The sequence below is a fragment of the Pseudomonas sp. LAIL14HWK12:I1 genome (assembly GCF_003202095.1).
Classification (GTDB): domain Bacteria; phylum Pseudomonadota; class Gammaproteobacteria; order Pseudomonadales; family Pseudomonadaceae; genus Aquipseudomonas; species Aquipseudomonas monteilii.
The window spans coordinates 367,888-381,424 of sequence record NZ_QJKG01000001.1 but is presented as its reverse complement, the minus strand read 5'-3'; the positions used below and the strand labels follow the sequence as shown (position 1 = coordinate 381,424).

At 55.7% G+C, this 13,537-nt stretch carries 7 protein-coding genes and 1 pseudogene; 1 reads left to right on the top strand and 7 read right to left on the bottom strand.

The features are described from left to right. Position 1: 1 nt before the first annotated feature. From nuoC to D906_RS01800, 4 genes are all read right to left on the bottom strand, one after another. Positions 2 to 1,783 (bottom strand): NADH-quinone oxidoreductase subunit C/D, encoded by a 1,782-nt coding sequence (nuoC, locus tag D906_RS01815; protein WP_019098402.1) that lies wholly within the window; start codon positions 1,781 to 1,783, stop codon positions 2 to 4. Positions 1,784 to 1,862: 79 nt separating this feature from the next. After that, a complete protein-coding gene (locus D906_RS01810; protein ID WP_003251429.1) occupies positions 1,863 to 2,540 on the bottom strand; it encodes an NADH-quinone oxidoreductase subunit B family protein in 678 nt (225 codons plus the stop codon). A gap of 10 nt (positions 2,541 to 2,550) precedes the next feature. Continuing rightward, complete coding sequence (locus D906_RS01805) at positions 2,551 to 2,964, bottom strand: NADH-quinone oxidoreductase subunit A (RefSeq protein WP_003251427.1); 414 nt, start codon at positions 2,962 to 2,964, stop codon at positions 2,551 to 2,553. 383 nt (positions 2,965 to 3,347) lie between these two features. Further along, positions 3,348 to 4,007 carry a lysoplasmalogenase gene (locus D906_RS01800; RefSeq protein ID WP_027615058.1) on the bottom strand — a complete coding sequence of 220 codons (660 nt, stop codon included), beginning with the start codon at positions 4,005 to 4,007 and terminating at the stop codon, positions 3,348 to 3,350. Between the two features lie 197 nt (positions 4,008 to 4,204). Between D906_RS01800 and D906_RS01795 the strand changes: the two are divergent. Then, positions 4,205 to 4,438, top strand: a pseudogene (locus D906_RS01795) (DUF3077 domain-containing protein); the annotation flags it as partial. 318 nt (positions 4,439 to 4,756) lie between these two features. Here D906_RS01795 and D906_RS01790 read toward each other — a convergent pair. The 3 genes from D906_RS01790 to D906_RS01780 all read right to left on the bottom strand — a co-directional run bounded on the left by D906_RS01790 (position 4,757) and on the right by D906_RS01780 (position 13,477). Further along, on the bottom strand, positions 4,757 to 10,459 hold the full coding sequence (locus D906_RS01790) for an RHS repeat-associated core domain-containing protein (RefSeq protein ID WP_028614357.1): 5,703 nt from the start codon (positions 10,457 to 10,459) through the stop codon (positions 4,757 to 4,759). A 465-nt stretch (positions 10,460 to 10,924) separates the two neighbouring features. Continuing rightward, entirely contained in the window at positions 10,925 to 12,250 is a 1,326-nt protein-coding gene (gene aceA / locus D906_RS01785; RefSeq protein ID WP_016711593.1) for an isocitrate lyase, read from the bottom strand. A gap of 492 nt (positions 12,251 to 12,742) precedes the next feature. Continuing rightward, on the bottom strand, positions 12,743 to 13,477 hold the full coding sequence (locus tag D906_RS01780) for a secretin N-terminal domain-containing protein (RefSeq protein WP_027615055.1): 735 nt from the start codon (positions 13,475 to 13,477) through the stop codon (positions 12,743 to 12,745). Positions 13,478 to 13,537 lie beyond the last annotated feature (60 nt).

Sequence of the window (13,537 nt, the reverse complement as noted above, 5' to 3'; positions counted from 1 at the left end):
CTTAGCGGTCCACGTCAGCCATAACGAAGTCGATACTGCCCAGGTACGCGATGAGGTCGGCGACCATGCTGCCTTTGATCACCGAAGGGATCTGCTGCAGGTGCGGGTAGCTCGGGGTACGGATCCGGGTGCGGTAGCTCATGGTGCCGCCATCGCTCGTCAGGTAGTAACTGTTGATGCCCTTGGTCGCCTCGATCATCTGGAACGACTCGTTGGCCGGCATGACCGGGCCCCACGAGACTTGCAGGAAGTGCGTGATGAGGGTTTCGATGTGCTGCAGGGTGCGCTCTTTCGGCGGCGGCGTGGTCAGCGGGTGATCCGCCTTGTACGGGCCTTCCGGCATGTTGCGCAGGCACTGGTCGATGATGCGGATACTCTGGCGCATCTCCTCGACACGGACCATGCAGCGATCGTAGGCATCGCCGTTGTGGGCCAGCGGTACTTCGAACTCGAAGTTCTCGTAGCCGGAGTAAGGGCGGGCTTTACGCAGGTCGAAGTCGCAACCGGTGGCACGCAGGCCGGCACCGGTGGTACCCCAGGCCAGGGCTTCCTTGGTGTTGTACGCGGCAACGCCGATGGTACGGCCCTTGAGGATGCTGTTCTGCAGGGCAGCCTTTTCGTACTCGTCGAGGCGCTTGGGCAGCCATTCGACGAAGTCCTTGACCAGCTTGTCCCAACCGCGCGGCAGGTCGTGGGCGACGCCACCGATACGGTACCAGGCCGGGTGCAGGCGGAAACCGGTGATCGCTTCGATCACGGTGTAGGCGCGCTGGCGGTCGGTGAAGGTGAAGAACACCGGGGTCATGGCGCCGACGTCCTGGATGTAGGTACCCAGGAACAGCAGGTGGCTGGTGATGCGGAAGAACTCGGCGAGCATGATGCGAATCACGTCGACTTTCTGCGGCACCTTGATACCGGCCAGCTTCTCGACCGCGAGCACGTACGGCAGGTTGTTCATCACCCCGCCGAGGTAGTCGATACGGTCGGTGTAGGGGATGAAGCTGTGCCAGGACTGGCGCTCGGCCATTTTTTCGGCACCACGGTGGTGGTAGCCGATGTCCGGTACGCAGTCGACGATCTCTTCACCGTCCAGCTGCAGGACAATACGGAACGCACCGTGCGCCGAAGGGTGGTTGGGGCCGAGGTTGAGGAACATGTAGTCCTCGTTGGCGCCCTGACGCTTCATGCCCCAGGCTTCCGGGTTGAAGCGTGCCGATTCCTCTTCAAGCTGCTGCTTGGCGAGGGTCAGGCTGTAGGGGTCGAACTCGGTGGCACGGGCCGGGTAGTCCTTGCGCAGCGGGTGGCCTTCCCAGGTGGGCGGCATCATGATGCGGCTGAGGTGCGGGTGGCCGGCGAAGTCGATGCCGAACATGTCCCAGACTTCACGCTCGTACCAGTTGGCGTTTGGCCAGATACCGGTCACGGTCGGCAGGTTCAGGTCGCCTTCGCTCAGCGACACCTTGATCATCACGTCGCTGTTACGCTCGACCGACAGCAGGTGGTAGAACACGCTGAAGTCGGCAGCTGGCAGGCCACGGCGCTGAGTGCGCAGACGTTCGTCGACGCCGTGCAGGTCGTACAGCATGCTGTACGGCTTGGCCACGCCACGCAGGAAGCTGAGCACCTCTTTGAGTTGGGCGCGCTTGACCCACAGCACGGGCATGCCGGTGCGGGTTTCCTGGGCGACGAATGCTTCGGCGCCAAAACGGTTGTTCAGTTCGACGACCACATCCTGGTCGTCAGCCTTGTAGGGCGGAATGAAAATAGCGTTGTCCGCTGTCATGGTCTCGGTCGCTTTGGGTCAACGTTAAGAATGAAGCCAGGCCGCCGGCTCCTTCGGGAGCGGGCGGCAGGTCGCTGGATCAGACTTCGTCGGGGCTGCGCAGGTTGGTTACTGCAATGCGCTGCTCACGACGCAGGTCTTTCTGGGCTGGCATCTCGGCACGGTAAATACCTTGATCACCAACAACCCAGGAAAGCGGGCGTCGTTCTTGGCCGATCGACTCCTGCAACAGCATCAAGCCTTGCAGGAAAGCCTCAGGGCGTGGCGGGCAGCCAGGCACATAGACGTCCACGGGGAGGAACTTGTCGACCCCCTGAACGACCGAGTAAATGTCGTACATGCCACCGGAGTTGGCGCACGACCCCATGGAGATGACCCACTTGGGCTCGAGCATCTGCTCGTACAGGCGCTGGATGATCGGCGCCATTTTGACGAAGCAGGTACCGGCGATGACCATGAAGTCGGCCTGACGCGGCGATGCCCGGATGACTTCGGCGCCGAAGCGGGCGATGTCGTGGGGTGCCGTGAAGGCCGTGGTCATTTCCACGTAGCAGCAGGACAGGCCGAAGTTGTACGGCCAGAGGGAGTTCTTGCGACCCCAGTTGACCGCGCCACGCAGCACATCTTCAAGTTTGCCCATGAAGATGTTCTTGTGGACCTGGTCCTCCAGCAGTTGGTCGGTGACGGTTTCCCGTTCACCTACCGGGTACTGCTCGTTGGGCGCATCCGGATCGATTCTGGTGAGATTGTATTGCATTGCCAAAGCCTCATTGTTTCAGCTTCGCTTGCCGCTTGCGGCGACCTTCGGGAGCCCAATCAAGAGCACCGACGCGCCATAGGTAGACAAGACCTGCCAACAGAATTGCTATGAAAACGAGAGCTTCGACGAACCCGGTCCAGCCGCTTTCGCGGACGGACACAGACCATGCAAAGAGAAAGAGGGCTTCGATATCGAAGATCACGAACAGCATCGCGACCAGATAGAATTTGGCGGACAGGCGCAGGCGGGCGCTGCCGACGGGCAGCATGCCGGATTCGAAGGGTTCGTTCTTGGCGCGGCCCCAGGCCTTGCTACCGAGCAGGCTGGACAGGCCGAGCATGAAGGCACACAGGCCGACGACACCCAGGAGGAAGATGGCAAAGCCCCAGTTGTGGGCGATGAGTCCTGCCGAATCGGACATGCTAGAGATCCTTATACAGAGACCCAGCTCTGCAGTCTGAAATAAGTAAAGCGGCGACGTGGTGTCGCAGGTGCAGTGACCAAATGTCGCAGCTGAATCAATCGCGCTGATTTTATGGGTAAACCCGGTGCAAGTAAAATTTCCGTTGCAAATTTATTCGTAGGATTTAGAACAAAACTCGCTCCTAACTGGCTGAAAGCCTTGAAATTCGGGCATTGCGTGCTGTTTTGTTAATTATGTTTCTTGCGAGTGGTAACGAATTACAAGATTAGTAATGATAATTAATATCATCTAGGCTGAGCCGCATTACTTTAATGAGATTGAACCTTGTTAAGTTCATGTACCCATGCCCCCGCTTGCAATTCCACTCGGCGCTCGTTCTATCAGCCTCTGACACCGCTTGCACCGCTCTGGGTCAATGTTTTTGCGAATGCCCCGGGCTGCGCTGAAGCAGCGATTGCCCACTGGCCGAGCCAATGGGCCACGATGATCAGGTACTGCGCCGCAGTGAACGGGCTGACGAAACGGTCGAGGCCGATGAGGCTGTCGGAAAACACGAACAGGCAGGCGCCGAGGGCCGCCAGGCCGCCGCAGGCCAGCGCGCGCCAGAGCATGGCGCTGATTGCCAGGGCATACACGGCGACCGGGATTAGCAATGGGCCGAGGCCGTGGTTGGCGAGTACGCCGAACAGGGTGATGCCGGTGAGGGCGCTAAACAGGAATGCGGGTAGGGCGGGGCGCAAGGTTTGGCCGCAATATGCGCGCAGGTAGGCCAGGTGGGCACAAAGGAATGCGACCAGGCCGAACACGAACAGGTCGGCGGGGATGGCCAGCAGGATGTCACCGAGTACCGAGAAGGCCAGGCCGAAAGTGATCCAGCGGCAATAAGGTGTGGCGGGAGCGCTACGCAGCCAGGCGATCAGGGCCAGTACCGGGATCGGTTTGGCGAGCAGGGCGAGCAGGGTGTTGTCGCTGGCCAGTGCACATATATAGAAGGCGGCGGCGGCCAGGGCGATTGTGGTCAGGTGGCTTGGACGGGGCATGGGCGGTCCTTGCGGCTGGGCTGCCACAAGCATAGACCTGATCCCGGGTTTTGCTTTGGCCTGTACCGGCCCTTTCGCGGGCATGCCCGCTGCCACAGGATCACCGCAGTCTTCAGGAATTGCACAGTACTTGTGGGGGCGGGCGTGCCCGCGAAGAGGCCCGCTCAGGCAGTCGAGAATTATGAGGGGATTGAACAATGACCACAGAAGACACCCAATTCACCGTCGGCAAAACCACCTTCTACCAAGGCAAAAACGGCACCCACCCACTGTTTCGCATCGAGCCAGGCATTCCCTGCCGCGACGCCCGCGAGCAATCTTCGGAACTGATGGGCTATGTGCGCGAACTGACCATCACCGGCCTGATGGAAGAGAAGTCGATGATGATCTGGGCTGCCCACTACCTGAGTGCGATGACCCAGGTGCTGATCGTAGCTACTGCGATCGCTGGTCATCTGGTCAGGGCGTTGATGTCGGTACGGGCTAGAATGACGGTCAGTACAGCCATTGCGCCAACTCGGATAAATTGTGTGGCGGTTGTATGTTTTCGTTACTCAAGAAATGCCCAGGCTTAACCAAGCCTGGGCATCCAAAGTGCCCAGCGGATCAGGCTAACTGCGCGTGTTCAGTCGAATACTGTTGACATCGTCACCAACGACCAATCCTTTTGATGCGTCGGCGCGTTTTCGAGACTCTCCTAGGTTCTGCCGTCACAGAGTGTGAAAGGCAGCGTCACGCTACGCCGAATTCTAACATAGCGAATCCCCATCGAGTAGATACCTCAGCAGTGTGCCCTCCTGTTTTCTCTGGAAATTATTAAGCTCTTCATAGGGGTCTGAATAGGCACCGGGATTTTTATTGAATCGTTTGATCACTTTCTCGTAAGAGTGGTCGCCCAATAACTCATCTATCTGCCAGGAGCCCGGTCGAGGCTTGAAGGTGACGGGTTTGAACCGATTAAACGAGCGAGGTATCGCAATACCATTCGAATCGAACATAGGCAGCCCATTGATGTCGCGTGCCCATTCGATCTTGCGCGGTCGCCAGGCTTGAAGCAATTCTGCTTTGCCGGTCTCGTTGCCGAGTAACTGATAAATGCTTGGGTCGTCGAAATATTGGGCTGGATTTGTGAGGATCTCGCCCAGCGCTAGGCTGAGATGCATTTTTCCTTGATAGCCCTTCACTTCCTTTTTGGTCAAGCGGGCTAAATCCTTCGCAAACGAGTCGCCGAAGCTATTGTGATGAGACGCGCTATGACAGGAGTGCATCTTTATTTTGCCATAGTCGTCAATATTTACGCCTTTCTTCGCGAGATACTCAAGGAACTCACCGGCGCTCAAGTTTCCTTCGCTGGTCGCAACTTGGCCTAACGCTCTCCCTGCCTCATCAGCTACCCCGTGCACTTGAATTACCAAGCGCTTGACACCTTTATGGGTGTCTTCCCATAAGCGTAAACTGTCGTCAATGTAGCGATAGCCGCCAACTCCGGCCATTGTCTTGTTTAGTACTATGCGCGTTCGGATCATCCCTTTCGAGGCGGCGCCGGTAAGCCTGGTGACGCCGCTAAGGCCGGCAGCCAAACTGCCCATGCCGGTACCGAACGACAGCACATTTAGTGCCGACGCAAGTTCAGGGTCGCTGTCTTCTACTAGCACGGACGCTAGCTCCAGCCCACCAGCAACGACACCCAGCATTGCGGCGAGCGCACCCCCGCCGATAGGCGCAGTGATGATGCTACCCACGGCGACGAAAATCCGAAATTCCTTTGTGGTCATGATTGGAGGCGCGACCACTGCGCTAAGGTGTGAGACCCGCATGTGCCCGCTTGGATCATGGTAGTTAATCGGGTCTCCTGCACAGAAAGCATACGTGGCAGGCCCTCCGAATCCGAAGGGGCTTGCATCATCAGGGCTGCAGAAGGTCATTAGGCTGGGGTCATAGGCGCGGTAGCTTCCCAGATAATAAAATGCTCGCGGGTATATGACTTCACCTTTAAAACCTAACCAATCGGTCCATTCAAGGTCGACATTACGGTGGCCATAGGGCGAGTAATTGTGCCATGCGCCCAGTTTGCCGTCAGTCTTGACGGTTGCGAAAATAGTCCCGCTGGCATCACGCAATTCAAAAGACACGAGTGCAGATTTCTTATCATCTTTGTCGAAAGAGATCGTCTGGCGTAAGGAGCACCCCACGCTCTCATTGATGATGATATCAGTCTTCGCCAACGTTCCGTTCCAAAAACGGCCATTGGTTGTTTTCTGGCTCCGCGCATAAACCCTGTCGCCGCGATAATGCAGCTGAAAGCCCCGGGGAGCGTCATTGCCCCCCGATGTGAACAAGGCGCGGACACGCCCAGTAGAGTCATAGGTGAAATGAAGTTCAGGGTGCTTCGGGCCATAGCTCACCGGCCAGATGATATGCGAAACGCGGCCGTCGTCGGAGTAGGAGATATTCTCGCTGATGCGACCATTTTTATTTTGAAGTTTGGAACCTCGGAACTCCAAGAGCAGGCCCGGTATGTCCGTAGAGAACTTGCGTGGATGCATCCCGGGTTTTTTCGCATCGTTGGTATCGTTAAAGCCATAGGTGGTCATATTGCCAATCGCGTCATACCCATAGGCCTCTCGATAATAGTCTCTGGTCTGGAGTGAATAGCTGGCGCCATTGCCATTCCAATCGACCAATTGGCCACGGTCATTATATTCATACTCGTGGATGTACTTGGGTTTATCGCTTACATTCAAAGAGTGTTTCACCAGGCGCCCTGCGGGTGACAATTCCCGCTGCAAAACTATAGTATCCATCCCGTCACTCGTGAAACGCCTTTCAGTTTCGCGACCCAGCACATCATAGCTGTAACTGATGCTCATCACGCGTTTGCTGGTGACATCTTGCACAGCCTCGCTTTGCAACCGACCATCATCCGTGAATACTGCAGTTGTGATGCAAGCTGGGTTGACCTGTTTGATGACTCGATTAAAGGTGTCATAGGTATAGGACGTCTGTTGCCCAGCGATGTCGGTCATTTTGATCAGTCGACCACGCAGGCTCAATTCACTTTGGGTGGAGAGGGTTTGACTTCTGTCGTCGCTTGCCTCGGCGGAGTAAGAACATGTTTCGGTGTAGGTTCTGTCCCTAGAGTTCCACTTCTGTGTGTATCCCTTGAACAGATTGTCTATACTCTGCGGGTTGGGGGACGCTATCGAAGACGCACCGGCATATGTGTAACTCCTGGTGACACCATTCACTGTTTGTGTGGCCATACGGCCCCATGCATCTAAAGTCTGCTTGCCAAGTAGAGTTGGCGCTGCCTCGTTTCTTGACTCATCTGCCTTAGTGGCTTCAAGCATGCTCATCGAAATGGGAGTTGGGCTGGCGCTGTCCTTTTCATATTCATAAGATAGCACTGCGCCGTCCTTTTCTTTCTTTGTCAGGCGCCCTGTTGCATCATACTCAAATGTGAGGGGAGGGGCTGAATCCGCCGTAATTTTTCGGGGTAAACCGTGAACATTATATTCGGTGGTGTGCAGGGAAATGTCGATTATCTTTTCGCCCATTTTTTTCGAATATTGTGTGCGAATGGGTTGCCCATAAGAATCATGGTCGATAGTCAGTTGGAGGGTCTCTGCAGCCCCTTTGTTACCGTTTGAATAATGAGCCTTGCGTTGACTGGCATCCCATTTATACGTTTCGGTGAAAGCTCCCCGCTTGATCACGATTTCCGAACCCTTCCTCTGCTCGGTCTGAGTTCGCGTATCGAGGACAGTGCCATCACGGTCCTTCATTACAATTTTTTTAGTGATCTCGGTAGGGGTCGAGGTCCATTCGGTTGTTCGTATGTCAAAGATGTTTCCAAGGGCGTCATAATCATATTCAAACAATTGGGTTGAGTTGCCGTGCGTGTCGAAGTGCTCGACTGACAGCTCATGCTGTTTGCCTTGTGTGTCGTATATGTACTTCGTGATCGTGCCGCCGCTTTCATTATAGGTTGCTTCGCTCGATTGACGCCATGCGTCCTCACTGCCTATCATGTTGGTCCACTCAGCACGTATTCTGCCGCGCTCATCATACGTGATGCGTCGATTCAATCCTTTCTCGTCATTGATCTGCATTTGAATAGTGCGTTTTTCAGCATCGATGGAGTACCCTATGCGAGCCGAGCTCAGGGTTGATGTGCCTTGAGTAATTTTAGTTGTTGATAACGCGCCGTTGACAAAGCCATATTGCGTCTTTATCCCGGCAGCATCGGTCCGCTCGACAGGTGTTCTGGCAAAACCTTCTTGCACATAGCTGGTCTTCAATACTTCCTTGGAAGAGGTTGAAAGTGTGTTTGTGGTGATTCTACGTGGCGCTTTGCTGTTCGTCTCATAGGTGAGGATGGTGTTGACCTCAGAGCTTTCGATTTTACTGCCTGCTTCGTCCAAGCTGTAGACAGTGCTGGATTTCAATGTGCAGAAATGCGCTGAGGTAGGCGCTGTGTCATAGGTGAACTCCTCTACGGTCATTGGTACGTTTTGCCAAGTGTCGAGTTTGAACCCTTTATCATTCATTTCGCTTTGCGCCTTAGCGGCGTTCTTAATGGAGGCCATGCTGGCTTCGTAGCCTTCCCTTAAGTAATCGTCGTCCTTGACGGAGTTGATGCACACCTTTAGGGCGGTGACCATCTGCTCGATGGCTTTGTCGGCGATTGCTCGTTGAGCTTCAGTAACGCTCACAGTCGAAACCTTCGGCATCAGCACGGTCAGTTTTCGCGCTAGCACCACTACGTGGTTGCGGTCGATAAGGTCATTCGGGATAGTGGGCACTTTGTCATAGCCGAAGTAGGTGATTCTGGTGGTTGTCTCACCTTCTGCGTTCACTTGAGTGACCCGCTCGCTTTCAATATGATTGCTGAACCCGAGTTCGTCGCCGGGGTAATTTATATCCAGCGGAAGATTAAACGAATCTTTAGCATAATTATTGGGAGCGCTCGACCTGAATGTGGTGAATTTGCGGACCGTATTGGAAGCGAAATTCAGGAGATGGAGAGATGGGTGGCCGCCCTTTATGATCCACCCCAGTGCCTCTATAAGGGGGCCGGCGTCATCGGTGATTTCGGACTCCGTGCTGTAATGAGTATAATTATTGAAGTGGGTCCATTGAATCTTTTCATCGCCTCGTTTAATCTCGATGAGATTTCCCTGTGCGTTGAAGGTTGATTCGGTCTTACTGATTTCAACACCGTCGACCGTATGAGTCATGCAGCTAGTTGAAGTCCGCGCTTTCGGATCTGACGTGACTTCCCAGGTAAGCAGCGATGTCGAGTTGCGGGATTTGGACTCCAGGCTTTTGATGATGCCGTCACTGTGTTTGTAAGTTACGTCTTCGAGTGTCTCTACGTTCTCTTCTGACTGAGAGGTGGTTTTTGCTTCACTTGTCTGCGTTGAAGGTTTTTGCTCACTGGCCAAGGTGATATGTGTGACGTTTTTTTGCCAATTCCACGTCCTCGTTAGGCGAGCCGTGCTGTCAGGCAGTTCAATGGTATGCGTTTTGGTTTTGTCGCCTTTCCACGTTAAAGTTTCATCGATGTGGCGGTTGAACTCAATTTTAGACGTTTGTATGTCGCTGTTTTTTTTCTTGAAATGAGTAGTGGTCCTCATTTTTATATGATCTGCACCTGTTTCAAGGCGATAGACCGTCTTGTCAAGGAAGGGGTGCTGCTTTGTAAGGCTTACCTCCAGTGCGTCATCCTCGTAGCGGCAATCGTATTGAACTGCCTCATGGCTATTCGGATAAAGTACCAGCTGGCTTAATTTGGGTGCCTGTTTGTCACTCCAGTCCCAACGTGCTGTTAGGACAGTGCCGATCGAGTCTTGAATTTCCGTGATTCGAGCGTCGCCGTTCTCTGTGTGCCAAGTGAATTTCAGTCCTTTACCATTCGACTCGAGTATTTCACGCGTCAGCACCAGAGGCGGTTCGCTTGCCCCCTTGGTTCGTTCGCCTACACAATCGAAAATTTCAGCGATCCCTGTGGTATGCATCACTGTGAAGGTTTGATCTTTCAGCGGCTTTTGTTGAAATTCGTATATCGTGTCCTTGAACGCATTTTTCCTCATGGTCAGAATGCGTGTGGCATCGAAGACGTATCCCGGTCCAACTGCAGAATGAGACCCTTTGTCATCCGTGTTGGCGCTCATGCTACTGCCATTGACCAGTGGTACATCACTGACGTGAATCTCGTATTTATCATACGATGAACCACCGCTCATTCGCCAAGTTCCCACATCATAGAAGTTCAGTGTTGGCAGCTTGCTGGAATCGTGCAGTTGGCCCTTGAGTTCAAGCTTCAGTGGCACTCCATTTATCTGTCCTAACAGTTCTCCCATCGGTAGTTTGATTTGGCAGTTTCCAGAAAATTTATCGATTTCCAGACAGCTATTATCTAAAGCCAATTTCAATTCAGCGATATCCATGGGAAATCTCCCGCGCTTAGCGCAAAGATGGTGTGGGGCATAACGATGGTGCCAGCATCAGTGTTGAGGAAGAAAAAAGGGGGCGCAACTGACAAAAATGCTAGGTGCAGAACGGGTGTCTCTCATCAGTGCAATAACACAGGCGCAGCGTCACAGTCGTGGCGCAAGGGATGGGGGCGTCGCTGAGAGGCGCAAATTGCTTTATTAAATATAAAAAAGCCCAGCGTCTCGGGAGCGCTGGGCTTCTTATAAGTGCCTTCAACCAATGTCGGCCAGAGGCAGAGATTACCTCGTCGAATAGGCCTGATACCTAGAGGTAACAGCGCTACGATGTTTTATAGCGAGTTGACAGGTTGAGCGAGTTTATGTGTTGATACGGGCTTGCCCCCAAACAGGCGGTGCAGTCAAAAACAAAGGCCCGGGGCTTTCACAAGCCCCGGGCCTTCCTTCAACAGCACCCCACTATCAGTGGAACTGCTCTTCCTCGGTCGAACCGGTCAGTGCAGTCACCGACGATGCGCCACCCTGAATCACGGTGGTCATGTCGTCGAAGTAGCCAGTGCCCACTTCCTGCTGGTGCGCCACGAAGGTGTAGCCTTTGCTGGCGTCCGCGAATTCCTGCTCTTGCAGCTTTACGTAGGCGGTCATGTCGTTGCGGGCGTAGTCGTGCGCCAGGTTGAACATGCCGTGCCACATGTTGTGAATGCCAGCCAGGGTGATGAACTGGTGCTTGTAGCCCATGGCCGACAGCTCGCGCTGGAACTTGGCGATGGTCGCGTCGTCCAGGTTCTTCTTCCAGTTGAACGAAGGCGAGCAGTTGTACGACAGGATCTGGTCCGGGTATTCCTTCTTGATCGCTTCGGCGAAGCGGCGGGCTTCGTCCAGGTCTGGCTTGGCGGTTTCGCACCAGATCAGGTCGGCGTACGGCGCATAGGCCAGGCCGCGGGCGATGGCCTGGTCGAGGCCGGCGCGTACCTTGTAGAAGCCTTCACGGGTACGCTCGCCGATCACGAACGGCTGGTCGTACGGGTCGCAGTCGCTGGTCAGCAGGTCGGCGGCGTTGGCGTCGGTGCGGGCCAGGATGATGGTAGGCACGCCCGACACGTCGGCTGCCAGGCGCGCGGCCACCAGCTTCTGTACGGCTTCCTGGGTCGGTACCAATACCTTGCCACCCATGTGACCACATTTTTTGACCGAGGCCAGCTGGTCTTCGAAGTGCACGCCGGCGGCGCCTGCTTCGATCATGTTCTTCATCAGTTCGTAGGCGTTCAGTACGCCACCGAAACCGGCTTCGGCGTCAGCCACGATGGGCGCGAAGTAGTCGATGTAGCCATCGTCGCCCGGGTTCTTGCCGGCTTTCCACTGGATCTGGTCGGCGCGGCGGAAGGCGTTGTTGATGCGCTTGACCACGGTCGGTACCGAATCGACCGGGTACAGCGACTGGTCAGGGTACATGGACTCGGCCGAGTTGTTGTCGGCGGCTACTTGCCAGCCGGACAGGTAGATGGCCTGGATGCCGGCTTTTACCTGTTGCACTGCCTGGCCGCCGGTGAGGGCGCCCATGCAGTTCACGAAATCTTTTTCTGGGCGGAAGGACGGGTGGGCACCTTCGGTGACCAGCTTCCACAGTTTTTCTGCGCCTTGGCGAGCAAAGGTGTGCTCCGGCTGGATGGAGCCACGCAGGCGAACGACATCGGCGGCGGAGTAGGTACGGGTCACGCCTTTCCAGCGCGGGTTCTCGGCCCAGTCTTTCTCGAGGGCTGCAATTTGCTGTTCGCGTGTCAGTGCCATGGAAATAAACCTCGTCGCATCGATCTTGGGTTAATTGTGCTGATGCCCGGGTGCAGATCAGGGTGCCTGGCGGCTGTCCTGTTCTAGAGAGTGCGGCGGCGAACGCGAAGGCTCGAAGGGGGAAGGGGGGCAGGCCAGGCGAAGGTGTGCTCCGGCAGGTCGGCTCGTGGTTGCCTTGCTGCGGTGCTACGCGATTGCCAGTACTGCGGTGATGCGCTTCCGTCCCTCGGGACAACTTCTTCGTTGCAGTCGCAATCCCGTCGAACCGCCTTGTGGGCCGTATAGACACGAGACGCCTCCAGGGGTGGGAGGAGCGCGCCTCGAAGGCCCTTGCCAGGGCCCCTGATTAGCGGGAGCGAGGCCATCATGCCCTTGGGAAAAAGACCCTGTCAAATGTTTTGTAGTGGTTTTTTTCACTTACTACATCTTTGGTCTAATGCGACTTGGCAGTCAGTTTCAAGGCCTTTGGTCGAGGCCTTGAATTGCCTGGGATCAGTCGAGAAGGTCGACTTTGACGCGCAAAGTCATGTTTTCACCCCGTTGGGTGCTGTAACTGTGGCTTGAGGCGCTACGGTCGGCTTGGCTCTGCTGGTTGTAGCCGGCCAGGGTGATCCATTCTCCGAGCTTGCCGGTGATTGTCGTGTCGGTGCTTTGCACTTTCACTACATCAGCACGTTCCTGGCTGATACGGTCATTATTGGTGCTTATTTGCAGACGAACCGTATCGCCACTCAAGCTGGGGGTGACGTAGAAACCCTGGGTCACGTTGCGGTATTCGGTGTTGCTCTGGATGCGCCCGTAGCCGTCGGTACTGGTGGTGGTGATCGGGATGCTCTGGCCAACCTGGATCAGCGCCGGCTGGCCTTCGCTGGCCTGGATCTGTTGCATGCCGCCGTCACGGTTGCTGGTGCCGTAGTGGATAACACGGGCATTGCCCCGGTTGTCCTGGAAATTGCTGTCGTTGTTGTCGACGCTGATCAGCAGGCGTTTGGGTGCGGTGTCCAGTTGTTGCAGCAGGGCGCGCAGGTCGTCGATGCGCTCGGGGCTGGCGTTGACGATCAGCTTGTTCTCGAAGGCGCTGACTGTGCCGTCCTTGCCGACGAATGCCTGCGCCGCAGGCAGCAGTTCGGCGCTGGCGCGGTGCTGCAGAGGCACCACCTCGGTGGCGGCCTGGGCGACGAGGCTGGTAACCAGCAGCAGGGTGGTGAAAAGGGGGCGTAGCGGCATGTCCATGATCTCCGCGGGGGGAATCAACATGATGGCAAATTTGTCGGGGATTTGCCGGCC

What these genes read in the sequence shown, in the direction of transcription:
- D906_RS01790 (WP_028614357.1), bottom strand. Translation starts at nt 10,459, where the DNA reads ATGGATATCGCTGAATTGAAATTGGCTTTAGATAATAGCTGTCTGGAA.
- aceA (WP_016711593.1), bottom strand. Translation starts at nt 12,250, where the DNA reads ATGGCACTGACACGCGAACAGCAAATTGCAGCCCTCGAGAAAGACTGG.
- D906_RS01805 (WP_003251427.1), bottom strand. Translation starts at nt 2,964, where the DNA reads ATGTCCGATTCGGCAGGACTCATCGCCCACAACTGGGGCTTTGCCATC.
- D906_RS01780 (WP_027615055.1), bottom strand. Translation starts at nt 13,477, where the DNA reads ATGCCGCTACGCCCCCTTTTCACCACCCTGCTGCTGGTTACCAGCCTC.
- D906_RS01800 (WP_027615058.1), bottom strand. Translation starts at nt 4,007, where the DNA reads ATGCCCCGTCCAAGCCACCTGACCACAATCGCCCTGGCCGCCGCCGCC.
- nuoC (WP_019098402.1), bottom strand. Translation starts at nt 1,783, where the DNA reads ATGACAGCGGACAACGCTATTTTCATTCCGCCCTACAAGGCTGACGAC.
- D906_RS01810 (WP_003251429.1), bottom strand. Translation starts at nt 2,540, where the DNA reads ATGCAATACAATCTCACCAGAATCGATCCGGATGCGCCCAACGAGCAG.